Genomic DNA, 23,248 nt, shown 5'->3' with positions numbered 1-23,248 from the left:
CGAACTCACCCCTTCCGGCAGCGGCGTGCAATGCGGGCATGTAGAGCATGCTCCTGATCTCGGGTCGATATCAGCCCTTGCGGTTGCGCGCGGCCAGCGTGCGCAGCCTCAGCGCATTGAGGCGGATGAAGCCGGCGGCATCCTTCTGGTCATAGGCGCCGCGGTCATCCTCGAAGGTGACCAGCGCGTCCGAATAGAGGGTCTTCTTCGACTTGCGGCCGGTGACCATGACGTTGCCCTTGTAGAGCTTCAGCCGCACCGTGCCTTCGACGTCTTCCTGGCTCTTGTCGATCATCGCCTGCAGCATCAGGCGTTCGGGCGCGAACCAGAAGCCGTTGTAGATGAGCTCGGCATAGCGCGGCATGAACTCGTCCTTGAGGTGCGCGGCGCCGCGGTCGAGCGTGATCGATTCGATGGCGCGGTGGGCCACGATCAGGATGGCGCCGCCGGGCGTCTCGTAGACGCCGCGCGATTTCATGCCGACGAAGCGGTTCTCGACCAGGTCGAGCCGGCCGATGCCGTTGTCGCGGCCAAGATCGTTGAGAGCGGCCATCATGGTCGCCGGCGACAGCTTCTTGCCGTTGAGCGCGATCGGATCGCCCTTCAGGAATTCGATCTCGATCTCGGTGACCTTGTCCGGCGCGTCCATCGGCGAGACGGTGCGCTGGTGGACGAATTCCGGCGGCTCGCTCCAGGGATCTTCCAGCACCTTGCCTTCGGAAGAGGAGTGCAGCAGGTTGGCGTCGACCGAGAACGGCGCCTCGCCCCTTTTGTCCTTGGCCACCGGGATCTGGTGCTGCTCGGCGAAGTTGATCAGGTCGGTGCGCGACTTGAACGACCAGTCGCGCCACGGCGCGATGACCTTGATGTCGGGGTTCAGCGCATAGGCCGACAGCTCGAAACGCACCTGGTCGTTGCCCTTGCCGGTGGCGCCATGCGCGATCGCATCGGCGCCGGTTTCCCTGGCGATCTCGACGAGGTGCTTGGAGATCAGCGGCCGCGCGATCGAGGTGCCGAGCAGATAGGTGCCTTCGTAGACGGTGTTGGCGCGGAACATCGGGAAGACGAAATCGGCGACGAATTCCTCGCGCACATCGACGATGCGGATGTCCTTGATGCCCATCATCTCGGCCTTCTTGCGTGCCGGCTCCAGCTCGCCGCCCTGGCCGAGATCGGCGGTGAAGGTGACGACTTCGGCACCGAGTTCGGTCTGCAGCCATTTCAGGATGATGGATGTGTCGAGGCCGCCGGAATAGGCGAGCACGACTTTCTTGACGTCTTTGGTCTTGGACATTTCTGCTCCGTCGGTGGCGGACGCCTGGGCAAGGGTGTCACGCATTGTCGGAGCGCCTTTTAGCAGGAACGGCGAAGCGAGCAAGCAGGCGCGGCGCCAGACTGCTGATCCAGCGCGCGGCGAGGGCATGGAACCGCATCAGGCTTTTCGCCAGCGCGGTCCTCAGTTCGCGACCAAGCCCCGGGAAAACAACCTGCTACAATCATGGGCTGCATTTATGCGCCGGATTTAAGCAAGTTTTCACGTCCTGCCGCTAAAGCAGCGACACGGAACTGCCCTGGCCACGCAACGGGTGGCCAAGCGGCTTTTGCCTGCTCATTGCGGGTGTCTCGGGCTTGGACCATTCCTGATGCGCGTCATATCATGCATCGTCACGGAGCATAATCTGTGGCTCGTCCTGCTGGCGGCGCTGATGTGCGTCACCGGCTGCTGGGTGACGATCGGCCTGCTGGACCGCGCTAGGAGAACCGTCGGCGTGCAGATGCGGGGATGGCTTTTCCTGACCGCGGTCGCGGCCGGTTCCTCGATCTGGTGCACGCATTTCATCGCCATGCTGGCCTATCAGCCCGGCGCGCCGATCACCTTCGATCCGGCGCTCACCATGATCTCCCTGGTCATCGCCATGGTCGGCACCGGGGTGGGCTTCGGCCTTGCGCTCGACAAAGGCCGCGGCCTGGCGCCGGAATGGGGCGGATGCCTTGTCGGGCTGGCGATCTCGGCCATGCACTATACCGGCATGATGGCCTATCACGTGGCCGGCATCGTCGAATGGGACGCCGGCTACGTCGTCGCTTCGGTGCTGATCGCGATGGCATTCTCCTCTGTGGCGGTCGGCCATGCGATGCGCCGGCCGTACCGCTGGTCGCACTATGTCGGCATCGGCCTTCTGGTGCTGGCGATCGTCGGCCTGCATTTCACGGCAATGGCGGCGGTGGCGGTGACGCCGCTTTCCTTCATCACCACGGGCACCAATCCCGACATCCTGGAAGCCATGGCCGTCGCGGTCGCCGTGGTCGGCCTGATCGTCGCCGCCACCGGGTTCGCCAGCTATCTGATCGACGAACGCGGCCGGCTCGAAAGCTTCGAGCGGCTGCAGCATCTTGCCCTCAACGACTCGCTCACCGGCCTTGCCAACCGGGTCTCCTTCAACGACCGCCTCGACCATGAGATCGAGCGGGCGCGCGAGGAACGGGACACGATGACCGCCGTGATCGTCATCGACCTCGACCGGTTCAAGGAAATCAACGACCTCAGGGGACACGCGGCCGGCGACCAGGCGCTCAAGATCATTGCCCGCAGGCTGGCGAAGCTGGCCGGCGACGGCGAGTTCGTCGCCCGGCTCGGCGGCGACGAATTTGCCGCCATCAAGCGCTTCAAGGACCAGAACGACCTGCTCGGCCTGGTGTCGCGGCTGGAGAAATCATTGTTCGAGCCGTTGCGGATCGACGATTTCGAGAGCGTTACCGGCGCCAGCATCGGGGTTGCCGTCTATCCGCGCGACGGGGCCGACCGGGAGAGGCTGGTCAGCAATGCGGATCTGGCCATGTACCGGGCCAAGAACGACGTGACGCGGGCCGTCTGCTTTTACGAATCGGCGATGGACGAGACGGCGCGGGCGCGCCGGGCGCTGGCGACCGACCTTCGTCAGGCGATCGACCATGGCGAGCTCTCGCTGCACTACCAGGTGCAGACCTCGGTGCAGACCGGCGCCACGTGCGGCTACGAGGCGTTGCTGCGCTGGACCCATCCCGTGCACGGCATGGTTCCGCCCGCCGAATTCATTCCGATCGCCGAGGAGAACGGTTCCATCCTGGCGATCGGCGAATGGGTGCTGCGCACCGCATGCCGCCAGGCCGCCTCCTGGGACAATGGCCACAAGATCGCGGTCAATCTGTCGCCGGTGCAGTTCGCCCATGCCGATCTCGCCACGCTCGTCCACCAAATCCTGGTCGAGACCGGCCTGTCGCCGAAGCGTCTCGAGCTCGAGCTGACCGAATCGACGATCGTCGCCGACAAGGTGCGCACGCTGCACGTGCTGCGCCAGATCAAGGCGCTGGGCGTGACGATCGCGATCGACGATTTCGGCACCGGCTATTCCTCGCTCGACACGCTGCGCTCGTTCCCGTTCGACAAGATCAAGCTCGATCGCTCCTTCATGGCCGATGTCGAGCGCAGCCCGCAGGCCAAGGCGATCATCCGCGCGGTGCTGGCGCTGGGGCGCAGCCTCGACATTCCCGTGCTTGCCGAAGGCGTCGAGACCGATGTCCAGCTCAGCATCCTGCAGGTCGAGGGCTGCAACGAGGCGCAAGGCTATTTCCTCGGCCGCCCCAAGCCGATCGATCAGATCGTGCTCATCGGCAGGCTTGACGGCCAGGACGGCCCGCCCACCTTCGAGGTGCCTGTCAGGGTGAGGACAGCCACCGGCTGACGCTCGCCGCCACGAGCGGGAACTGTCATTGCGGAAAGCGATTGCCTTGCTGGATCAACGCTTTATCTGGCGCCGGCACGGCGCATGCTGTATAGGCCTATGCGTTTCCTGGGGCCTGCCATGTCCTTCATTCCCGACACCGCCACGCTGATCCAGTTCGCCATCGCCACCGTGATCCTGGCGATCACGCCCGGGCCCGACATGACCCTGTTCGTCTCGCGCACGCTGAGCCAGGGGCGCGCCACCGGCTTTGCCTCGATGGCCGGCGCGCTGTGCGGCACGCTGATCCACACCACGCTGGTGGTGGTCGGCGTCTCGGCGCTGATCGTCGCCTCGCCGATGGCCTTTTTCGTGCTGAAGATCTTTGGCGCCGGCTATCTCGTCTTCCTGGCCTGGCAGGCCATCGCCAAGGGCTCGGCCTTTTCGCCGGAAAAGAAGATAGGCCCGCAGATCTCGCTGCTGCGCAGCTGGGCGGCCGGGCTCGGCGTCAATTTGCTCAATCCCAAGATCATCCTGTTCTTCATGACCTTCCTGCCGCAGTTCGTCTCCGCGCATGACCCGAACGCGCCGGGAAAGCTGTTCTTCCTGGGCTCGATGTTCATCGTGCTGTCGATCCCGGTGACGGTGCCGATGGTGCTGGCGGCGGAGAAATTTTCCGCGGCGATGAAGGCCAGCCCGCGCGTCACGCGGGTGGTCGACTATCTCTTCGCCGGCGTGTTCTCGGCCTTCGCGCTCAAGATCCTGACGGCCCAGGCGAAGTAGGCGCGTTCGCCTCTTTCCACCAGTTTCCGGCCCAGCGCCCGGCGCTCAGCCAGTAGAAGATACCGCCGACCATGCCGCCGCCGATCACCGCCATGATGGCGCTGGCGTCGGTGATCGCGAAGGTGGACTCTTGGGCGTGGTCGACCAGGCCGAGGAAAACGCCCGCCACCACCGCGCCCGCCAGCGCGTAGTACAGCCAGTCGCGCCGGCCGAGGATTTCGGCAAGCAGGATGACGATCACCGCCGGCAGGAAAGCGAAATAGGCGACGAACAGAGCGACGAAGGGGATCGAGAAATACAGCGACGCCGTCGCCGTCGGGTATGTGTGGTCAGGCGTATAGCCGAGCGAGGCCAGGAACAGCACGTTGAGGAAAGCGCTCGCCGCCAGCGAGGCGACGGCATAGCCGAACAGGATCATGGCAAAGCGCACGAGATAGGCGACGAGACGGGTCATCCGGGATCCCGCGGCGTCAGACGGCCGGACTCGCGCCCGGCCAACAGCCAGTAGACCGAACCGGCGGCGGTGCCGGCCGTGGCCAGGAAGCCGAGAAAGCCTGGATTGAACACAAAGCCTCCGGCCGAGCCTGGGACAAGGACGCCAAAGGCGATGGAGGTGATCGCGCCCGTGACCGCGAAATAGAACCATCCCCGCAGCGAAAACCATTCGGCGACCAGGATCGCGGGCCCGACGATCAGCAGCGCGCAGACCGCCACGGTCAGCACGGCGAGCGGAAACGACCGCAGCCAGTCGAAGGTGAAGACCAGCGACCAGTTGCCGTACTCGATACCTTCCAGCAGCGTGATCAGCAGCACCGGCACCAGGATCGAGGTCAGCACACCGGCGATGTAACCGACGGCTATCATGGCGATACGTTTGAGCCCGACGACGAGACGGCTCACGCCTCCCCGTGCCCCGCGATCATCATGGCTTCCAGCGCCAGCCGGTCCACTTTTCGCATGCGCTCGGATTCCGATTTCAGCTGGCCGCAGGCGGCGAGGATGTCGCGGCCGCGCGGTGTGCGGATCGGCGAGGCATAGCCGGCATTGTTGATGTAGTCTGCGAATTTCTCGATCGTCTCCCAGTCCGAGCACTGGTAGTTGGTGCCCGGCCACGGGTTGAACGGGATCAGATTGATCTTGGCCGGAATGCCCTTGAGCAGCTTGATCAGGCCCTTGGCATCCTCGATGGAATCGTTGACGTCCTTCAGCATCACATATTCGAAAGTGATGCGCTTGGCGTTCGACAGGCCGGGATAGGCGCGGCAGGCGGCGATCAGTTCCTTCAGCGGATACTTCTTGTTGATCGGCACCAAGAGGTCGCGCAGATCGTCATTGGTGGCATGCAGCGAGATCGCCAGCATGACGCCGATCTCCTCGCCGGTGCGGAAGATTTCCGGCACGACGCCGGAGGTCGACAGCGTGATGCGCCGCTTCGACAGGGAAAGCCCGTCGCCGTCGGAAGCGATCAGCAGCGCCTTCTTCACAGCCTCGAAATTGTAGAGCGGCTCGCCCATGCCCATCATGACGATGTTGGACACTTTGCGGCCCTCGGCCGGCACGATGGCGCCGTCCGGCGTGTCGCGGTCGGGGAAATCGCCGAGCCGGTCGCGCGCGGTGAGCAGCTGGGCGAGAATCTCTTCCGCCGTCAAATTGCGCACCAGCTTCTGCGTGCCGGTGTGGCAGAAGGAGCAGGTCAGCGTGCAGCCGACCTGCGAGGAGATGCAAAGCGTGCCGCGGCCTTCCTCGGGAATATAGACGGTCTCGATCTCGACCGGCCGGCCGGCGCCGCGCGCCGGAAAGCGGAACAGCCATTTGCGGGTACCGTCGGAAGAAATCTGCTCCTCGACGATCTCGGGACGCGCGACGGTGAAATGCTTGTCGAGCTCGGCGCGCAGGTCCTTGGAGATGTTGAACATGCCGGCGAAGTCGGAGACGCCGCGCACATACATCCAGTGCCAGAGCTGCTGGGCGCGCATCCTTGCCTGGCGCTCCGGCACGATACCGGACGCGACGAGCGCCTCCGCGAGCTCGGCCCGCGTCAGGCCGATCAGCGACGGCTTCTCGGGCGCGGCGCGGGCGCGCAACGCGTCACGGGCACCTTCAGTGGTGAGGTCGAAGGAAAGGGTCATGGTCGCACTGATATAAGCGTTTTGCGGCCGATTTCATTCATCGTGCCGGGAACTGAAGCGCGGCGCATAGCACAGGTTGAGCGCGGAGTCATGCAGTGCGCTTCATTGTATGATCGCCTGACCTTGAAGGTCGGCGCTGGCCTTCATTGCCCTGCCGGGCTTTTCTCCTCCTGTGCAGGGTTATGCCTGTCTTGCGGCGGCGGCGCGATTGACGAGCGGCTTCCCCCACTCCGTCGCTGCTTCGCAGCGCCACCTCTCCCCCCTCCGGAGGGAGAGGAAAGGCGCTGGCTGGAATCATTTCGCGCCCTTCCTCTGCCCCGTCGATCGGGGGAGAGGTGGCGAGCGAAGCTCGACGGAGTGGGGGTCGACCTTGCACCGAAGCAATGCTTCCGCCTGATTGGAGGGCAGCCCCTATTGACCGATCACATGATCGTGTTCGCGTAACGATTCCCATCGCGCCTGCGAAGTCTGAATGGGGCAACTATGCCTCTACAAAATGGGAGTATGCAGAATGAACTCTATCAAGTTCGCCGTCATTGCCGGCCTCGTCGGCCTTTCCGCCTCGCAGGCATTTGCCGAAGACGCGATGGGCACGATGACCATGATGAAGGGTGGAGAAGTGATGGCGATCATGCCGGACGGGCATATGGGCACCATGATGCCGGATGCAAAGATGGGCGCCGAGATGATGAAGATGGCAAAGCCGATCAAGCACTGCATGATGATGATGACCGACGCCAAGGGCAAAGCCTACATGATCGATACGTCGACCAAGAAGGCTCAGGCCGAATGTGAAAAAATGGCCATGTGAGCCAGCCCGGATCCCGCCGGTGTACGCCGGCGGGATCCGACGCGTGGATCAGCCCCACAGGCTTGATCGGCTCCGTGGGTGTGCTAGGCCGGGCCACCACAATGAGGCGCGGATGGCCGGCATATCGCGAAAATACCCGATGTTGCGGCGCTCACAGGCTATGTGGGCCTCGCGGCGTGTCTGGCAGCCGCGGCTGGTGTTCTGGGCCGGCGCGGTCTCGATCGGCGTCATCAGCGTGCTGTTCGCGGTGCTGGCCGACCGGGCGCAAGCGCTGTTTCACCTCGTCACCGGCAACGGTGGCGGCTGGCGTTTCTACCTGCCGTTGATCATAACGCCGCTCGGCTTCGTGCTCTGCGCCTGGCTTGCCCAGGCCTTTTTCCCCGGATCGCAGGGCAGCGGGATTCCGCAGGCGATCGCCGCTCGCCATTTGCGCGACGACGAGGATCGCGGTCATCTCCTTTCGCTTCGCCTGGCGGCAGGCAAGATCGCGCTTACCGTCATCGGCCTGTTCTGCGGCGCTTCGATCGGCCGCGAGGGTCCGACCGTGCAGGTCGGCGCCTCGCTGATGCTGCAGGCGGCGCGCTGGGGCGGCATGGCGCAGGCGCGCGGCCTGATCCTGGCCGGCTCGGCCGCCGGCATTGCCGCCGCCTTCAACACGCCGCTCGCCGGCATCGTCTTCGCTATCGAGGAGATGGGCCGCACCTATGAGGCGCGCACCAACGGGCTGGTGCTGACGGCAGTGATCCTGGCCGGCCTCGCCTCGCTCGGCCTGCTCGGCAATTACACCTATTTCGGCGTCTCGAAGGAAACCATCGCCTTTGCCGCCGACTGGCCGCTGGTGCTTGGCTGCGGCGTCATCGGCGGCGGCTTCGGCGCGCTGTTCTCGCTGCTGGCGCTGAAGATCACGCGGCGGATCCGGCGCTGGCACACGCAGCAGCCTTTGGCTCGCGCACTGCTGGTGGCGGCTGTCTGCGGGCTTGGCGTGGCGGCGATCGGCATCGCCTCCGGCGGGCTGACCTTCGGCACCGGCTACGCACAGGCGCGCGGCGCTGTCGAAGGCACGCCGCTGCCATGGTTCTTCTTTGCCGAAAAATTCCTGGCCGGCGTGTTGTCGATGGTCTCGGGCATTCCCGGCGGCATCTTCGCGCCGTCGCTGGCGGTCGGCGCCGGCATCGGCAGTTCGCTCGGGCTGCTATTTGGTTCCAGCGCTGGTGCCGCCGCGCTGCTCGGCATGGCCGGCTATTTCGCCGGCGTCGTGCAGGCGCCGATGACGGCCTTCGTCATCATCCTGGAAATGACCGGCAATCACGACAATGTCATCGCGCTGATGCTGGCCTCGATGCTGGGCTATGGCACTGCGCGCCTGATCTCGCACGAGCCGCTCTATCATGCGTTGTCGCGCGTCTTCATCGCCGAGGCGATCCGGCGGCGGCGGGCGGAGACAGTGCCGGAGCCAGGTCAGGGCTGAAAAAGCAAAGGCCCAGGCTTTGCAGCCCGGCCCATTCGCTTCAAAATGAAGGTTTGCCTATTTGCACTTGGCGATCGACGTCAGCGCCGCCGAAATGCCCTTCAGCGAGAAGACATAGGAGGTGGGGTTGCCGCGGCCGGACTTCGCCGTCACCTTCATGTCGGTGCCGGTCTTCATGGCGGCGATCAGCACCGGTTCCTCGGCGGCGTTCTCGACCCAGGCCGACTTGCCGCGCGTGAACATCGAGAAGGACTTCTTGTCGATGGTGACGGTGGCCTTGGAGCCTTCCTGGAAATTGTAGCCGGCGATGAATTGCGGCTCGTAGGACACCTGCTGGCCGGGACGCTGGCTGACGAAGAAGAACATGTCGCCATGGTCGAGCGTCGGCGGCTGCTTGTCGGTCGGCACGGTGAGCACGTAGCAGACCTTGCCGCCCGATGCCTGGTAGCTATAGGTGCCCCAGGCATTGTGCTGGCCGATCTTGGTCGCCTGCTGCGCCAGAACAGGCGCTGCCGAGGCCACCAGGACCAGACTCGAAACCAGTGCTATCAATCCGCGCATCGTCTTTCCCGTATTCCAAATGGTGCGGGGGCGGGCCGCATGGCGTCCAGCCGTCGCTTCATTTTGATTTAATCTGGGTTACCAAACGGTGAATTTCCCTCAAGAAAAGGACGCTCACCCCCGGAAACCGCCGCCATTCCCGCACCGCCGCCTTGTCAGCGGCCGGCGCGACGTCCCTTCGGCGACTTGGAGGCCACGAAAGCGGCAAGAGTTTGACTTTTCAGCAGGGCCTCCAAACGCCTCTGTCCACAGGCCAAGCGCCACGTGACGACGCTCAGCCCTTGTCGGCGATGGCGTCCTTGGCGGCCTGGCGATGTGCAGGCGTGATGTGGGCGCTGACGGCGGTGATCGCTGCGGTCAGCACCGCGATGTCGTCGGTGAAACCGAGGCCGACGACGAAGTCGGGGATGAGGTCCACCGGCAGGACGAAATAACCGAGCGCGGCCACCAATATGCCCTTGGCGCGCAGCGGCGTGTTCTTGTCCATGGCGCAGTAATAGGCGGCAACGACCTCTTCCATGAACGGGATCTGCCGCGCGGCCTTCTTGGCCGTGCGCCAGAATTTCTCGCGCACTTCGCCCTCGCCGCCCAGCCTGTCGCCAAAGCCGAAGAAATCAAAACCGGGTTGTCGCGCCATCAATCACTCCTTGCGGGTCTCATGCGCGTCCTGGCGCATGCCTCGCGGGCGAAAATGTGGTGAAAGCCGGACCCGGCTGCAAGATGCCGGTGCCGATTTGGGGTCACCGCTCACGGCCAGGCGTGCACTCAGCCGGCGAAATAGCGGTTCATCTTCTTTGCCAGCGCGATGTCGAGCGCCGTGACGCCGCCAGCGTCATGGGTGTTCAGCGTCACGTCGACGGTCTTGTAGACATTCGACCAGTCGGGATGATGGTCCATCTTTTCGGCCGCCAGCGCGACGCGGGTCATGAAGGCGAAGGCTTCGGAGAAATTCCTGAAGACGAAGCTGCGCTTGATCGAGCCACCGTCCGCGGCCAGCGACCAGTCGCCGAGTTCGGCAAGGGCGGCGGTGATGGCGTCCTTGCTGAGTTTTTCTCTCGTCATGATGATTTCCCGTGCTATTTCGAATTTGACCCTCACCATAGTGCAAGTCGCCCCGAAGTGCTGTGCGGTTTTGGGGTTCCAAATGCACAAACGGCGCATATCGAATGAGCATGAAGCCGATAAATTCCATTCTGTTCGTCTGCCTCGGCAACATCTGCCGCTCGCCACTGGCGGAAGGTGTTTTTCGCGCCGTCTGGGCCGAGCGCGGCCGGGGCCGCGACATGCTGCTCGATTCGGCCGCCACAAGCGGCTGGGAGGTCGGCTCGGCCCCCGATCCACGCTCGATCGCCGTCGCGATGCGTCACGGCATCGACATTTCCGGACAGAGAGCACGCAAGGTCCGGCGTGAGGATTTCTCCCGTTTCGACCTGATCCTCGGCATGGACCGCTCGAACGTCGCCGACCTCGAGGCGCTGGCGCCCGCACGGGACCGGGTGCACCTGTTTTTAGAGTTCGCGCATGGACAGGCGCGCGACGTGCCCGATCCCTATTATGACGGCGAAGATGCGTTCGCTTCGGTCTACCGCATGATCCGCGAAGCGTCGGAGGCGCTGGCGACGCGGCTGGCGGCGCGGGCATCGTTGCCGGACAGCGGCCAGGCCTCCTCGACGATGTAGGGGCCGCCGCCGACCGAATCGCGCGACGACATCAGGACGAAGCGGCCGATGCGGAACGGCAATGTCGAGAAATTGCCGCGTGCCGACAGATATTGCGCGACATCCAGCGGGCTCGAATTGCGCAGCCGCGCCAGTGTGACGTGCGGCATGAACTTGCGCGGATCGGCGGGGATGCCGAGCCGCTGGCAGATGCGCTCGATCTCGCCCTGAAGCGCTGCCAGATCTGGCGAGGCGGACGCGCCGGCCCATACGGCGTGCGGCTTTTTCTGACCGAAAGCGCCGACACCGGACAGTGTCAGCGAGAAGGAAGGGCGGTGCACGCGGTCCAGCGCGTTGGCGATCTCGTCGGCGACATGGCCTTCGACATCGCCGATGAAGCGCAGCGTCAGATGGTAGTTTTCGACATCGATCCAGCGGGCCCCCGGCAGGCCGCCCCGGAGCAGGGACAGCGAAAGGGCAGCATCACGCGGAATTTCGAGGGCGGTGAAAAGACGCGGCATGAAGAGCCTCCCTTCCTCGAATCGAACTGTCACCTATAGCGAATCATCGATAGGCTGATGGAGCAAGAGGTTTATTGGTCACAGGCTTTGCTAAAAACTTCCCTAACGGAAAGCGGTTCCGCCCGGCCTCACGCGCCTCCGGGCACCGCCGCGATGGCCTTCTCGACCGTCGGCAGGATGCGCTCGACCATCTGGTCGACCCCCTTGGCGCTCGGATGCAGGCCATCCTCGAGCTGCATGCCGGGCTGCCCGGCGACGCCGTCGAGGAAGAACGGGTAGAGCGTGACATCGTATTTTTTCGCCAGCTCCGGAAAGATGCGGTCGAAGGCGGCCTGGTAGTCGGCGCCGAGATTGGGCGCGGCGCGCATGCCGGCCAGGAGCACGGCGATGTTGCGCCGCTTGAGCCTGGCCAGCATCTCGTCGAGGTTGTTCCTAGGGATATCGGGCGAGACGCCGCGCAGCATGTCGTTGGCGCCGAGTTCGAGGATGACCAGCCGGGTTCCGTCCGGCACCGACCAGTCGAGCCGCGCCAGGCCGCCGCTGGTGGTGTCGCCGGAAACACCGGCATTGGCGACGGCCACGTCACGGCCCTTGGCGCGCAGGGCGGCCTGGAGCTTGTCGGTAAAACCCTCGCCAGGCCCGAGACCGTAACCCGCCATCAGGCTGTCACCGAAGCCGACGATCTTGAAGGGCTCGGCCCGCGCCGACGAAATGGCGCCGCAAAGGGCGAGGAAAAGGATCAAGCCTGCGGCTATCTGGCGTTTGAAAGACATGCGGCAGGCCCCATATGACCAAAAGATTCTTCCCGGCTTCCGGCAAACAGAGCCTTCACGTTCCATATAGGACACTTTCATTTTGACAGAAGCCGTCATCGCGCTGAAAGACGTATCGCTGACGCTCGGCGAGGGCGCTTCGTCTGTCCATGTGCTCAAGGACGTCAGCCTCGAAGTGGGGCGCGGCGAGGCGACCGGCATCGTCGGCCCTTCGGGGTCCGGCAAGTCGACACTGTTGATGGTGCTGGCAGGCCTGGAACGGGTCGATTCGGGCACGGTACGAATCGCCGGCGAGCTGCTCAACGGCAAAAGCGAGGACCAGATTGCTTCGTTTCGTGGCCGAAACATTGGCATCGTCTTCCAGTCCTTCCACCTCATCCCCAATATGACGGCGCTCGAGAATGTCGCGGTGCCGCTGGAGCTGGCCGGCCATGCCGATCCGTTTTCGGTGGCGGCACGCGAACTGGCGGCGGTGGGCCTGAGCGACCGCGTCACCCATTATCCCGGCGAACTCTCCGGCGGCGAGCAGCAGCGCGTGGCGATCGCCCGGGCGCTGGCGCCGTCGCCGCGCATCCTTATCGCCGACGAGCCGACCGGCAATCTCGACCAGGCGACCGGGCGGCAGGTCGCCGACCTGCTGTTCGCCAAGGCGGCCGAGCGCGGCATGACGCTGGTGCTGGTCACCCACGATCCGGCGCTGGCGGCGCGTTGTTCGCGCCAGGTTTCGATGCGTTCGGGCCGGATTGAAACACCGGCGCCCCTGAAGGTCACCGCCTGATGCCGCTGGCGCAGACGCTGAAACTCGCGGTCCGCTTCTCGCTGCGCGAAATGCGCGGCGGCCTGTCCGGCTTCCTGATCTTCCTTGCCTGCATCGCGCTCGGCGTCGCGGCGATCGGCGGCGTCAATTCGGTTGCCCGCTCGATCAGCGCCGGCGTCGCCGATCAGGGCCAGACGCTGCTTGGCGGCGATCTCCGCTTCCAGATCAATCAGCGCGACGCCAGCCAGGCCGAGCGCGGCTTCCTCGACGGGCTCGGCACCGTTTCGCGCACCGCCAGCATGCGCTCGATGGCGCGGCTGGCCGACGGCTCGGATCAGGCACTGGTCGAGGCCAAGGCGGTCGACGACGCCTATCCGCTCTATGGCGCGCTGGAGACCGAACCGAAGCTGTCGAAGCAGGAACTGTTCGGCGAAGAATTCGGCGTCTTCGGCGCGGCCGCCCCCGATCTGCTGTTCGAACGGCTGCATCTCAAGCCCGGCGACCGGCTGAAGCTCGGCACGGCGACCTTCGAATTGCGCGCCAGACTGATCACCGAGCCGGATGCCGTGTCCGACGGTTTCGGCTTCGCGCCGAGGCTGATGATCTCGGCCGAAGGTCTGGCCGCCACCGGGCTGGTGCAACCAGGCAGCCTGGTCGAAAACGCCTACAAGATCCGGCTGCCGGCCGGCGCCGGCGAGGCGGGGCTCAAGGCCATTCAGGATCAGGCGGCGCAAAACTTTCCCGAGGCCGGCTGGTCAATCCGCACGCGCGACAATGCGGCGCCGGCGCTGTCGTCCAACATCGAACGCTTCTCGCAATTCCTGACGCTGGTCGGGCTGACGGCGCTGGTGGTCGGCGGCGTCGGCGTCGCCAATGCGGTGCGCGCCTATCTCGACGGCAAGCGCGGCGTCATCGCCACCTTCAAGAGCCTCGGTGCTTCCGGCGGCTTCGTCTTTGCTGTCTATCTCGTGCAGATCCTGATCATTGCCGCCCTCGGCATCGCCGCCGGCCTGGTGCTCGGCGCGCTGATGCCGTTCGTGGCAAGTGCCGCCCTCCAATCCGTCATTCCGGTGCCGGCGCAGGGCGGCTTCTATCCTGGCGCGCTCGCCATGGCGGCGCTGTTCGGCCTGCTGGTGACGCTGGCCTTCGCGCTGCTGCCGCTCGGGCGCGCCCGCGACGTGCCGGCGACGGCACTGTTCCGCGAGATGGGGCTTGAAGGCCGCGGCCAGCCGCGGCCCGTCTATGTCGCTTCGGCGCTCGGCATCGCGCTGTTGCTGGCGGCGCTCGCCATCCTGTTCTCGGGCGACCAGCGCATCGCCTCGATCTTCGTCGGTGCCACCATCTTCGCCTTCCTGGTGCTGCGCCTGGTCGGCGCGCTGGTGCAATGGGCGGCGAGAAAAAGCCCGCGCGTGCGCTTCGTGGCGCTCAGGCTCGCCGTCGGCAACATCCACCGGCCAGGCGCCCTGACGCCGTCGGTGGTGCTGTCGCTGGGGCTCGGGCTGACGCTGCTGGTGACGCTGGCGCTGATCGACGGCAATCTGCGGCAGCAGATCTCCGGCAGCCTTTCGGAGCGGGCGCCGAACTTCTTCTTCGTCGACATCCAAGGCAGCGATGTCGATGCGTTCTCCGCGCTGATCGCCAAGGAGGCGCCAAAGGGGACGCTGGCCAAAGTGCCGATGCTGCGCGGCCGGGTGATGGCGCTCAACGGCGTCGATGTCGACAAGGTCAAGGTGCCGGCCGCAGGCGCCTGGGTGCTGAAAGGCGATCGCGGCCTGACCTATGATGCCAAACAACCGGAAAATGCGACGCTGACCGAGGGCAAATGGTGGCCGGACAACTATGCCGGCGAGCCGCTGGTTTCCTTCTCGGCGCATGAGGGCCAGGAGATCGGACTGAAGCTTGGCGACACCGTCACCGTCAATGTGCTCGGCCGCAACGTGACGGCGAAGATCGCCAATTTCCGTCAGGTCCAATGGGAAACGATGGGGATCAACTTCGTCATGGTGTTCTCGCCCAACACATTCGCCGGGGCCCCGCATGGCTGGATGGCGACGCTGACCGAAAGGAGCGCCACCACGGCCGACGACGCGCGCGTCCTCAATGCCGTCACCCGCGCCTTTCCCGCGGTGACGACGGTGCGGGTCAAGGACGCGCTCGATGTCGTCAACCGGCTGGTCGGGCAGCTCGGCACGGCGATTCGCGCGGCGGCCGGCGTGGCGCTGGTCGCTTCGGTGCTGGTGCTGGCCGGCGCGCTCGCCGCCGGCAACCGGGCGCGCATCCACGACGCGGTGGTGCTGAAGACGCTCGGCGCCACAAGGCGAACGCTGATCACGGCGTTCTCCCTCGAATACATGCTGATCGGACTGGCCACCGCCATCTTCGCGCTGGCGGCGGGCGGCATCGCGGCCTGGTACATTGTCGCCCGTATCATGACCCTGCCGTCGCATTTCATGCCGCAGGTGGCGGTGGCGACCATCGTCTTTGCGCTGGTGATCACCGTCGGCATCGGCCTCGCCGGCACCTGGCGGGTGCTCGGCCACAAGGCGGCGCCGGTGTTGCGCGAGCTGTAGTTCCGGGGCCGACGCCGCTATCGCGGATTAAATCTTGGTAAGGATGGCGGCTGGAAAGCCCGGGAATCCGCATTTCGGCCCCTCACGAACCGTTACATCCGGTTACGGTCTTGTTCTTGACGCGAATAACCATCATATTTCGCCACAGGCATGCTGGAGCCCCGCCAGCGGCGCCTGGGTCCGGTGGATTTACGTCCCAACAGGATCTGACACCGGACGGGGCAGAAGCAATAGAGGACTACAATGGCTGAACCCATTCGCAACTTCCAGACGCGCGCCGTGCCCGGCGCAGCCGTCGACATCGACCAGGGCCTGCGCGCCTATATGATCAAGGTCTACAATCTGATGGGGCTTGGCCTCCTCATCACCGGCCTTGCCGCTGTCGGCACGATCATGCTGGCCACCACCACCGATCCGGCCTCGGCCGTCGCGACGCTGCCGAGCGGCGAGATGCTGACGTCGTTCGGCTACGCGATCTTCGGATCGCCGCTGCGCTGGGTGGTGATGCTGGCGCCGCTGGCCGCCGTGCTGTTCCTGTCATTCCGCGTCCAATCGATGAGCGTTTCGGCGGCGCAGACGACCTTCTGGGTCTATGCCGGCCTCGTCGGCCTGTCGCTGTCGTCGATCTTCCTGGTCTACACCACGGCCAGCATTTCGCAGACCTTCTTTGCCACCGCCGCCGCCTTCGGTGCGCTGTCGCTGTTCGGCTACACGACCAAGCGCGACCTGACGGCGATGGGCTCGTTCCTGATCATGGGCGTGTTCGGCATCATCATCGCGATGGTGATCAACATCTTCCTGCAGTCGTCGGCACTGTCCTTCGCTGTTTCGGCGATCGGCGTGCTGGTCTTCGCCGGCCTCACCGCCTATGACACGCAGAAGATCAAGGAGATGTATTTCGAGGGCGACGCTTCCGATATCGCCGGCCGCAAGGCCATCATGGGCGCGCTGAGGCTCTATCTCGACTTCATCAACCTGTTCATGTTCCTGCTGCAGTTCATGGGCGACCGACGCTAAGGCTTCGCATCATGGTCTGACTGGACCATCGGGTTTGGAAAGGGCGGCCCAACGGCCGCCCTTTTCTTTTGCGCCGGCGTTTGCTGTTATCGAAGGCAGACAGAAGGCTTGCATAAAGAATGAGCAATATCGTGATTCGGGCGGCCAGCGCCGCCGACCTCGACACCATCACCGAAATCTACGCCGACGCCGTGACACACGGAACGGCGAGCTACGAGCTGGAGCCGCCCAGCCGCGCCGAGATGGGCACGCGATTCGCCACGCTCACGGCCGGCGGCTTTCCTTATCTGGTGGCGGAGAAGGACGGCGCAGTGCTCGGCTACGCCTATGCCGGCACCTTCCGGCCGCGCCCGGCCTATCGCTTCATCGTCGAGGATTCGGTCTATGTCGCGCCTGATGCCAAGGGCCAGGGCGTCGGTCTCCAGCTGATGCAAGCCTTGATCGCGGCGGCCGAGGCGGCGGGTTTTCGCCAGATCATCGCGGTGATCGGCGACGGCCATGCCGACAGCGCCTCGGTCAGGCTGCACGAAAAGCTCGGCTTTCGCCATTCAGGCCGGCTCGAAGGCTCCGGCTACAAGCACGGGCGCTGGCTGGACACGGTGTTCATGCAGTTGTCGCTGAATGGCGGTGCGTCGCTGCCGCCCGACCCGGTCTCGCTGCCGGAGCGGAAGTTTCGGGGGGATAAAGAAGAATTGAAGAACTGAGGAACTGGAGAACTGGAGAATTGAAGAACAATGGCGCTTACGTCAGGTATTGAGTGCCTTTTTCCTCAATTCCTCAATTCCTCAATTCCTCAATTCCTCAATTCCTATTCCCGGCTCAGGCCTCGACCACTCTCAGCTTGCTGTCGAAGACGCCAAGCACGCGGCCGAGCTCCTGGCCGCGTTTGAGGATGCGGCCGCCGGCGGCGATGACGGCGAAGGCGCCTTGCTTGCGGGCCAGTTTCGGATCCTTGACGATCTGGAACAGCGGCACTTCGCTGGCGCGGCGGAAGACGGAAAACACCGCCCTGTCGGTCAAATGATCGATGGCGTAGTCGCGCCATTCATTGGCGGCGACCATGCGTCCGTAGAGCCTGAGGATCTGGTCCAGTTCACGCCGGTCGAAGCGCACCGGCTGGTCGAGGCGTGCGCTGCGCGCCTCGTGCAGCGGGATTAATATTGCGGATGCGTCACCATCCCCCGTCCCGCCGCCGTCGTCAGTCATGCCTCGATCCTTCAAAATGAATCTTTGCCAACCAAAATTGGCCCCTTCGCGCTGCAATTGCAAGAGCCGGCGAAGCGGTCGCGGCAGCGCGCCTTTTCGGTCACGTCCAGTCACGTTTGCAAACCGCATGTTGGAATTGGTGATGCTTCGCCACATTTCTGCCTCTTTTTATCCGCGCTCATGCCCCAATGTCCGACGAATTTACCGGCGTTGCCTGAGACGGTTCGGTCCGGCACCGGCTCGTAAACCCCAAGCCCCCCGCCCACGGGTCTGCGTCGGATCGAACCAACCTCGGTTTTTCCTTGGAAAAATCGGGTGCGACGATCCCAAAACTTCAATGACCGGCGTCAGAAGCAAGCTGACGTCGGTTTTTTCATGCCTGACGGTCCGGATCGATCGTGATGTTATCGGCGCCGTCGATCCATGCCGCGACATTGCCCGAAGAACGCGCCGGTTCAGAATAAGCGGTCGCACGAGTTGGCGTCGGTCAGGCCCGGGTCGAGAGCGCCCGATCCTGGACCGCTTTTACTTATAGCAAATGTCACGGCATGGATCCTCGGGTCTCCGCGACGGAGCTTCGCTCCTGCTCCGCCCGTGGATGACGAAGGCAAGGCCGTTTTCGGCGATTGCGTTACGGCTTGTGGATGAAGGCAGCGCCGAGAATGGGTCCTGGCATGCCGTCCTTGCCGACCGACTGCAAAAGCACGGCGCAGCCGCCCTTCTTGGTGATCTCGCTCATCGGCAATTCATAGCGCTGCGCCTTGCCGTGCCACATGCCGGCGGTCTGGATGCTGGTGACGGCGTTCCAATAGGTCATCTTGCGGCCGGAGTTCTCGCCCTGGGCGATCTTGACCATCTGCGGCGGCTCGAAATAAACGATGACGACATGGGCGTCGCTCGGACCGGCGCCGGCATCGCCGGCATCGATGATCACGCGGTCGCTGGTGCGGCTGACCTTGACGGGCACACGCATGCCTTCGCCGGATTTCGCCATGCGGGCCAGCGCGCCGTCGACCTCACCGCGATTGGCACCGTTGACATGCGCGCGGCCATTGAGGACCGCTTGCGGCGTATAGACGGAGCGACTGCCGAAGGCGCGCATGTAATCATATTGCCGCTCGGTGTTTTCCTTGCGGCTGAGCGTGTCCTTCCAGCCGAGATAGTCCCAATAGTCGACGTGATAGGAGAGCGCGACAATGTCTTCCCTGGTCGCAAGTTCGGCGAAGAAGGCATCGGCCGGCGGGCAGGAGCTGCAGCCCTGGCTGGTGAACAGTTCGACCACGCCGAGCGGCCTGTCGGGCGAGGGTTTTTCGGCCTGGATCCCTTCGGCCTCGCCGGCATGGCCGGCACCGGCAAACGCCGAGAAGGCCAGCGCGAAGGCTGCCAGCCAAAGTGATCTTCGCCAGGCCATGATCATTCCAATTCCCGCCGGTGGCGCCGGCTTTGTTCTGATTGTCTGAAATATGTGGCAGAAGCGGAAGTCAACGGGAAGTCACGTTGCGGTGAAATTTTTGCCGTTGCAGCCGCAGCTAAGGCCGCAATAGGAGGGACCCTGCATTTCACGACGCGGTTCGATCGAGGGCTGGCATCATCATCATGTGGCAAACTCTCCTGATCCCTGCCGATCTCTATTGCGAGCGGACCGGGCCTGGACTTTGGGCCGAGCCCGCCAATGCTTTGACCAACCTTGCTTTCATTGCCGCGGGATTATGGGGTGTGCGGGAAGTACGCCGATGCGAGGCCGGCACTTTCGCCGCGGTACTGGCCTGGTGGGTGGTGGCGATCGGCATCGGCTCGACGATCTTCCATACCTTTGCCACCAGGGGCACGATCTGGGCCGATATCCTGCCGATTGCCGGCTTCACCCTCGCCTATACGCTGTTCAATCTGCGCCGCTTCCTCGGCATGGAATGGGGCAAGGCGATGGTGGTCTTGGTCGTCTTCCATGCGGTGGCCGGCGCGATAAGTTTCGCCGTGCCGGACTGGCTGCGCCTGGCATCGAACGGCACGACGAGCTACCTGCCGCCGTTCCTGGCGCTGGCCTTCTTCGGCATCTGGGTGACGGCACACGGCAACCGGGCCGGCTGGTACAATCTGGCGGGGTCGGCGATCTTCGTGGTGTCCGCCTTCTGCCGGATGATCGACCCGATGGTCTGCGCCAGCTTTCCGCTCGGCACGCATTTCCTGTGGCACATCCTCAACGGGCTGATGCTGGGGGTGCTGCTGGCGGCGGTGGCGCGGTTTGGGGGCGCCGAAAGGCAGTAGGCAGTAGGCAGTAGGCAGTAGGCAGTAGGCAGTAGGCGCCTTATTCCCTACTGCCTAAGCCCCATTTCCTTGCTGCCTTATGCAGCCAGATCGCGCAGCACGTACTGCAAGATGCCGCCGTTCTTGAAGTAGTCGAGCTCGTCCAGCGTATCGATGCGGCAGACGATCGGCACGTTCTTCACCGTGCCGTCGCCATAGGTGATCTTGGCGGTCATCGTCTGGCGCGGCTTGATGGTGCTCAGGCCATCGATCTCGACCAGTTCGTCGCCCTTGAGGTTGAGCGAGGCCCAGGACGTGCCTTCCTCGAAGACGAAGGGGATGACCCCCATGCCGACCAGGTTCGAGCGATGGATGCGCTCGAAGGACTGGGCGATGACGGCGCGGACGCCGAGCAGGTTGGTGCCCTTGGCCGCCCAGTCGCGCGACGAGCCGTTGCCGTATTCAACGCCGGCGAAGATGACCAGCGGCACGCCTTCCTTCTTGTACTCCATCGCCGCGTCGTAGATCGATTCCTCTTCCTTCGACGGGTAGTGGATGGTGTAGCCGCCCTCGCGGCCGTTCTCGCCCAGCATGTGGTTGCGGATGCGGATGTTGGCGAAGGTGCCGCGCATCATCACCTCATGATTGCCGCGCCGCGTGCCGTACTGGTTGAAATCGGCGACGCCGACGCCATGGTCGGTGAGATACTTGCCGGCCGGCGAGGCGGCCTTGATCGAACCCGCCGGCGAGATATGGTCTGTGGTGATCTTGTCGCCGAACAGGCCGAGCACGCGAGCGCCCTTGATGTCGCCGATCTTGCCGAAACCGGATGTCATGCCGGCGAAATAGGGCGGGTTCTGCACATAGGTCGAGTTGTCGTCCCAGGCATAGGTCTGGCCTTCCGGCGCCTGCACCTTCTGCCAGTGCTCGTCGCCCTTGAAGACGTCGGCATATTTGCGGGCGAACAGCTCGCGGGTGACGTTCTTCTCGATGAACTCCTGGATCTCGGCCGAGCTCGGCCAGATGTCCTTGAGGTAGACCGGATTGCCGTTCTTGTCCTCGCCCAGCGGCTCGGTCGTGAGGTCCTTGGTGACGGTGCCGGCCAGCGCATGCGCCACGACCAGAGGCGGCGACGCCAGGTAGTTGGCCTGCACGTCGGGCGAGACGCGGCCTTCGAAGTTGCGGTTGCCGGACAAGACCGCGGCAGCAATCAGACCTTTATCGTTGATGGTCTTGGAGATCGGCCCAGGCAGCGGGCCGGAATTGCCGATGCAGGTGGTGCAGCCGAAGCCGACCAGGTTGAAGCCGATCTGGTCGAGCTCCTTCTGCAGGCCTGACTTCTCCAGATATTCGGCGACGACCTGGCTGCCGGGGGCGAGCGAGGTCTTCACCCACGGTTTCTGCTTGAGACCGAGGCGGTTGGCGTTGCGGGCCAGAAGGCCGGCGCCGATCAGCACGCTCGGGTTCGAGGTGTTGGTGCACGACGTGATGGCGGCGATGACGACGTCGCCATGGCCGAGATCATGGTCGGTGCCTTCGACGGCGTAGCGCTTGGAAATCTCCGCCGCCTTCTTGTATTCGGTCTCCATCGCCTTGGCGAAGCCGGCCGGGATGCCTTCCAGCGGGACACGGCCTTCGGGGCGCTTGGGGCCGGCCATGGACGGCACGACGTCGCCGAGGTCGAGCTCGAGCAGGTCGGTGAAGACCGGGTCGGCGGAGCCCGCTTCGCGCCACATGCCTTGTGCCTTGGAATAGGCCTCGACCAGCGCGATGCGGCTTTCCTCGCGGCCGGACATGGTCAAATAGCGGATGGTTTCGCTATCGACCGGGAAGAAGCCGCAGGTGGCGCCATATTCGGGCGCCATGTTGCCGATGGTGGCACGGTCGGCGAGCGTCATGTTGGAAAGGCCCGGGCCGAAGAACTCGACGAACTTGCCAACGACGCCCTTCTTGCGCAGCATCTGGGTGACGGTCAGCACCAGGTCGGTGGCGGTGACACCTTCTTTCAGCTTGCCGGTGAGGCGGAATCCGATCACTTCGGGCAAGAGCATGGAGACCGGCTGGCCGAGCATGGCCGCCTCGGCCTCGATGCCGCCGACGCCCCAGCCGAGAACGCCAAGGCCGTTGATCATGGTGGTGTGCGAATCGGTGCCGACGCAGGTGTCGGGATAGGCTGTGGTTTCGCCGTCCTCGGTGTTGGTCCACACGACCTGGCCGAGATATTCGAGGTTGACCTGGTGGCAGATGCCGGTGCCGGGCGGCACGACGCGGAAGTTGCGGAACGCCTGCTGGCCCCATTTCAGGAACTTGTAGCGTTCCTCGTTGCGCTCATATTCGAGCTCGACATTGCGGGCGAAGGCCAGCGGCGTGCCGAACTCGTCGACGATGACGGAATGATCGATGACGAGGTCGACCGGGACCAGCGGGTTGATCTTCTGGGGGTCGCCGCCGAGTGAGGCCATGGCGTCGCGCATGGCGGCAAGGTCGACCACGGCCGGAACGCCGGTGAAATCCTGCATCAAGACGCGGGCCGGGCGGTAGGCGATCTCGACGCCGGCGGTGCCCTTGTCGGTCAGCCAGCCGGCCACCGCCTGGATCGAGTCCTTGGTGACGGAGCGGCCGTCCTCGTTGCGCAAGAGGTTCTCCAGCAGCACCTTCATCGAATAGGGCAGCTGGGCGATGCCGGTGAGGCCGTTCTTCTCGGCCTCGACGAGGTCGAAATAGACATATTCCGCATCGCCCGCTTTCAGCGTGCGGCGGCAATTGAAACTATCGAGGGATTTTGACACGTGCGATCCGTCCTTGTCTGTTCAGCCTGAAAGGGAACGGACGCCGATGGCATGCAATCACGCGCAAAGGTGCGGGTACGGCCATTTCCGCTGTCCGTTCCCAAGCAACCCGAGCCGTTCAAGGCGGCGCGTGCGCTGGTTCGGCGCTAATTCTGTTCCCGCGCCGACCGCTGGCACGGATGCACCGCATATAGAGAATTTTCTGGAATAGTTCTAGACAGTCAAAAAGCAAATTTGTGCGATGCGGCAGCGACCGCGGA

Annotated in this window: 22 protein-coding genes; 10 read left to right on the top strand and 12 right to left on the bottom strand. The window is 64.3% G+C overall.

The window, feature by feature from the left end:
* Positions 1-70 precede the first annotated feature (70 nt).
* Positions 71-1,294, bottom strand: a complete 1,224-nt coding sequence (locus tag FJV83_RS23010; RefSeq protein WP_142886451.1) for an argininosuccinate synthase — start codon at positions 1,292-1,294, stop codon at positions 71-73.
* 349 nt (positions 1,295-1,643) lie between these two features.
* On the opposite strand from FJV83_RS23010, the gene FJV83_RS23005 reads away from it, so the two are divergent.
* The gene (locus FJV83_RS23005; protein WP_246689052.1) at positions 1,644-3,722 is read left to right on the top strand and encodes a bifunctional diguanylate cyclase/phosphodiesterase; all 2,079 of its coding nucleotides are present in this window, start codon (positions 1,644-1,646) and stop codon (positions 3,720-3,722) included.
* Positions 3,723-3,842: 120 nt separating this feature from the next.
* Positions 3,843-4,484, top strand: coding sequence for a LysE family translocator (locus tag FJV83_RS23000; RefSeq protein WP_095774836.1), 642 nt, complete (start codon positions 3,843-3,845; stop codon positions 4,482-4,484).
* Here the strand turns inward: FJV83_RS23000 and FJV83_RS22995 are convergent.
* Genes FJV83_RS22995 through rlmN form a run of 3 tightly spaced genes read right to left on the bottom strand, consistent with a single transcriptional unit; the run spans position 4,456 to position 6,613 of the window.
* Positions 4,456-4,938 (bottom strand): hypothetical protein, encoded by a 483-nt coding sequence (locus FJV83_RS22995; RefSeq protein WP_095788956.1) that lies wholly within the window; start codon positions 4,936-4,938, stop codon positions 4,456-4,458. The genes FJV83_RS23000 and FJV83_RS22995 overlap by 29 nt on opposite strands.
* The gene (locus FJV83_RS22990; RefSeq protein ID WP_179295982.1) at positions 4,935-5,384 is read right to left on the bottom strand and encodes a hypothetical protein; all 450 of its coding nucleotides are present in this window, start codon (positions 5,382-5,384) and stop codon (positions 4,935-4,937) included. The genes FJV83_RS22995 and FJV83_RS22990 overlap by 4 nt, the downstream gene beginning before the upstream one ends.
* Positions 5,381-6,613: a 23S rRNA (adenine(2503)-C(2))-methyltransferase RlmN gene (gene rlmN, locus FJV83_RS22985; RefSeq protein WP_095774834.1), complete on the bottom strand. Its 1,233-nt coding sequence runs from the start codon at positions 6,611-6,613 to the stop codon at positions 5,381-5,383. Before rlmN ends, FJV83_RS22990 begins: the two co-directional genes overlap by 4 nt.
* A gap of 511 nt (positions 6,614-7,124) precedes the next feature.
* Here rlmN and FJV83_RS22975 point away from each other — a divergent pair.
* Both FJV83_RS22975 and FJV83_RS22970 read left to right on the top strand, forming a co-directional pair.
* Positions 7,125-7,424, top strand: a complete 300-nt coding sequence (locus tag FJV83_RS22975; RefSeq protein ID WP_095774833.1) for a hypothetical protein — start codon at positions 7,125-7,127, stop codon at positions 7,422-7,424.
* 112 nt (positions 7,425-7,536) lie between these two features.
* Positions 7,537-8,892 (top strand): chloride channel protein, encoded by a 1,356-nt coding sequence (locus tag FJV83_RS22970; RefSeq protein ID WP_142886452.1) that lies wholly within the window; start codon positions 7,537-7,539, stop codon positions 8,890-8,892.
* A gap of 57 nt (positions 8,893-8,949) precedes the next feature.
* On the opposite strand, the gene FJV83_RS22965 is transcribed toward FJV83_RS22970, so the two are convergent.
* The 3 genes from FJV83_RS22965 to FJV83_RS22955 all read right to left on the bottom strand — a co-directional run bounded on the left by FJV83_RS22965 (position 8,950) and on the right by FJV83_RS22955 (position 10,515).
* Positions 8,950-9,453, bottom strand: a complete 504-nt coding sequence (locus tag FJV83_RS22965; protein WP_095774831.1) for an invasion associated locus B family protein — start codon at positions 9,451-9,453, stop codon at positions 8,950-8,952.
* A gap of 274 nt (positions 9,454-9,727) precedes the next feature.
* Positions 9,728-10,090, bottom strand: coding sequence for a YkvA family protein (locus FJV83_RS22960; RefSeq protein WP_095774830.1), 363 nt, complete (start codon positions 10,088-10,090; stop codon positions 9,728-9,730).
* A gap of 128 nt (positions 10,091-10,218) precedes the next feature.
* The gene (locus FJV83_RS22955; protein ID WP_142886453.1) at positions 10,219-10,515 is read right to left on the bottom strand and encodes a 4a-hydroxytetrahydrobiopterin dehydratase; all 297 of its coding nucleotides are present in this window, start codon (positions 10,513-10,515) and stop codon (positions 10,219-10,221) included.
* 104 nt (positions 10,516-10,619) lie between these two features.
* Here FJV83_RS22955 and FJV83_RS22950 point away from each other — a divergent pair, with 104 nt between their 5' ends.
* Entirely contained in the window at positions 10,620-11,132 is a 513-nt protein-coding gene (locus FJV83_RS22950; RefSeq protein ID WP_095774829.1) for a low molecular weight protein-tyrosine-phosphatase, read from the top strand.
* Here FJV83_RS22950 and thpR read toward each other — a convergent pair.
* Both thpR and FJV83_RS22940 read right to left on the bottom strand, forming a co-directional pair.
* Positions 11,036-11,632: an RNA 2',3'-cyclic phosphodiesterase gene (gene thpR / locus FJV83_RS22945; protein ID WP_019862074.1), complete on the bottom strand. Its 597-nt coding sequence runs from the start codon at positions 11,630-11,632 to the stop codon at positions 11,036-11,038. The two genes, FJV83_RS22950 and thpR, sit on opposite strands and share 97 nt — an antisense overlap.
* Positions 11,633-11,760: 128 nt before the next feature.
* Positions 11,761-12,405 (bottom strand): arylesterase, encoded by a 645-nt coding sequence (locus FJV83_RS22940; protein WP_142886454.1) that lies wholly within the window; start codon positions 12,403-12,405, stop codon positions 11,761-11,763.
* 82 nt (positions 12,406-12,487) lie between these two features.
* Between FJV83_RS22940 and FJV83_RS22935 the strand changes: the two genes are divergently transcribed.
* From FJV83_RS22935 to FJV83_RS22920, 4 genes are all read left to right on the top strand, one after another.
* Positions 12,488-13,183 (top strand): ABC transporter ATP-binding protein, encoded by a 696-nt coding sequence (locus FJV83_RS22935; protein WP_095788953.1) that lies wholly within the window; start codon positions 12,488-12,490, stop codon positions 13,181-13,183.
* Positions 13,183-15,732 carry an ABC transporter permease gene (locus FJV83_RS22930; RefSeq protein ID WP_142886455.1) on the top strand — a complete coding sequence of 850 codons (2,550 nt, stop codon included), beginning with the start codon at positions 13,183-13,185 and terminating at the stop codon, positions 15,730-15,732. The genes FJV83_RS22935 and FJV83_RS22930 overlap by 1 nt, the downstream gene beginning before the upstream one ends.
* A gap of 243 nt (positions 15,733-15,975) precedes the next feature.
* A complete protein-coding gene (locus FJV83_RS22925; protein WP_095774825.1) occupies positions 15,976-16,749 on the top strand; it encodes a Bax inhibitor-1/YccA family protein in 774 nt (257 codons plus the stop codon).
* Positions 16,750-16,868: 119 nt separating this feature from the next.
* The gene (locus FJV83_RS22920; RefSeq protein ID WP_142886456.1) at positions 16,869-17,453 is read left to right on the top strand and encodes a GNAT family N-acetyltransferase; all 585 of its coding nucleotides are present in this window, start codon (positions 16,869-16,871) and stop codon (positions 17,451-17,453) included.
* A 115-nt stretch (positions 17,454-17,568) separates the two neighbouring features.
* Here the strand turns inward: FJV83_RS22920 and FJV83_RS22915 are convergent, their stop codons facing one another.
* Together FJV83_RS22915 and FJV83_RS22910 are read right to left on the bottom strand one after the other, a co-directional pair.
* Complete coding sequence (locus tag FJV83_RS22915; RefSeq protein ID WP_142886457.1) at positions 17,569-17,955, bottom strand: DUF2794 domain-containing protein; 387 nt, start codon at positions 17,953-17,955, stop codon at positions 17,569-17,571.
* A 631-nt stretch (positions 17,956-18,586) separates the two neighbouring features.
* Entirely contained in the window at positions 18,587-19,372 is a 786-nt protein-coding gene (locus FJV83_RS22910) for a thioredoxin family protein (protein WP_142886458.1), read from the bottom strand.
* 179 nt (positions 19,373-19,551) lie between these two features.
* On the opposite strand from FJV83_RS22910, the gene FJV83_RS22905 reads away from it, so the two are divergent.
* Positions 19,552-20,220, top strand: coding sequence for a ceramidase domain-containing protein (locus FJV83_RS22905; protein WP_142886459.1), 669 nt, complete (start codon positions 19,552-19,554; stop codon positions 20,218-20,220).
* A gap of 77 nt (positions 20,221-20,297) precedes the next feature.
* Here FJV83_RS22905 and acnA read toward each other — a convergent pair whose 3' ends face one another.
* Positions 20,298-22,988, bottom strand: coding sequence for an aconitate hydratase AcnA (gene acnA, locus FJV83_RS22900; protein ID WP_142886460.1), 2,691 nt, complete (start codon positions 22,986-22,988; stop codon positions 20,298-20,300).
* Positions 22,989-23,248: the final 260 nt, after the last annotated feature.

Source organism: Mesorhizobium sp. WSM4307, assembly GCF_007003945.1.
Taxonomy (GTDB): domain Bacteria; phylum Pseudomonadota; class Alphaproteobacteria; order Rhizobiales; family Rhizobiaceae; genus Mesorhizobium.
Note: the sequence above shows the minus strand (reverse complement) of the source record. Positions and strands in the feature narration are given on the sequence as shown.

Coding starts and splice junctions, on each gene's coding strand:
- FJV83_RS23010 (WP_142886451.1), bottom strand. CDS start 1,294: ATGTCCAAGACCAAAGACGTCAAGAAAGTCGTGCTCGCCTATTCCGGC.
- FJV83_RS23005 (WP_246689052.1), top strand. CDS start 1,644: ATGCGCGTCATATCATGCATCGTCACGGAGCATAATCTGTGGCTCGTC.
- FJV83_RS23000 (WP_095774836.1), top strand. CDS start 3,843: ATGTCCTTCATTCCCGACACCGCCACGCTGATCCAGTTCGCCATCGCC.
- FJV83_RS22995 (WP_095788956.1), bottom strand. CDS start 4,938: ATGACCCGTCTCGTCGCCTATCTCGTGCGCTTTGCCATGATCCTGTTC.
- rlmN (WP_095774834.1), bottom strand. CDS start 6,613: ATGACCCTTTCCTTCGACCTCACCACTGAAGGTGCCCGTGACGCGTTG.
- FJV83_RS22975 (WP_095774833.1), top strand. CDS start 7,125: ATGAACTCTATCAAGTTCGCCGTCATTGCCGGCCTCGTCGGCCTTTCC.
- FJV83_RS22970 (WP_142886452.1), top strand. CDS start 7,537: ATGGCCGGCATATCGCGAAAATACCCGATGTTGCGGCGCTCACAGGCT.
- FJV83_RS22965 (WP_095774831.1), bottom strand. CDS start 9,453: ATGCGCGGATTGATAGCACTGGTTTCGAGTCTGGTCCTGGTGGCCTCG.
- FJV83_RS22960 (WP_095774830.1), bottom strand. CDS start 10,090: ATGGCGCGACAACCCGGTTTTGATTTCTTCGGCTTTGGCGACAGGCTG.
- FJV83_RS22955 (WP_142886453.1), bottom strand. CDS start 10,515: ATGACGAGAGAAAAACTCAGCAAGGACGCCATCACCGCCGCCCTTGCC.
- FJV83_RS22950 (WP_095774829.1), top strand. CDS start 10,620: ATGAGCATGAAGCCGATAAATTCCATTCTGTTCGTCTGCCTCGGCAAC.
- thpR (WP_019862074.1), bottom strand. CDS start 11,632: ATGCCGCGTCTTTTCACCGCCCTCGAAATTCCGCGTGATGCTGCCCTT.
- FJV83_RS22940 (WP_142886454.1), bottom strand. CDS start 12,405: ATGTCTTTCAAACGCCAGATAGCCGCAGGCTTGATCCTTTTCCTCGCC.
- FJV83_RS22930 (WP_142886455.1), top strand. CDS start 13,183: ATGCCGCTGGCGCAGACGCTGAAACTCGCGGTCCGCTTCTCGCTGCGC.
- FJV83_RS22925 (WP_095774825.1), top strand. CDS start 15,976: ATGGCTGAACCCATTCGCAACTTCCAGACGCGCGCCGTGCCCGGCGCA.
- FJV83_RS22920 (WP_142886456.1), top strand. CDS start 16,869: ATGAGCAATATCGTGATTCGGGCGGCCAGCGCCGCCGACCTCGACACC.
- FJV83_RS22915 (WP_142886457.1), bottom strand. CDS start 17,955: ATGACTGACGACGGCGGCGGGACGGGGGATGGTGACGCATCCGCAATA.
- FJV83_RS22910 (WP_142886458.1), bottom strand. CDS start 19,372: ATGATCATGGCCTGGCGAAGATCACTTTGGCTGGCAGCCTTCGCGCTG.
- FJV83_RS22905 (WP_142886459.1), top strand. CDS start 19,552: ATGTGGCAAACTCTCCTGATCCCTGCCGATCTCTATTGCGAGCGGACC.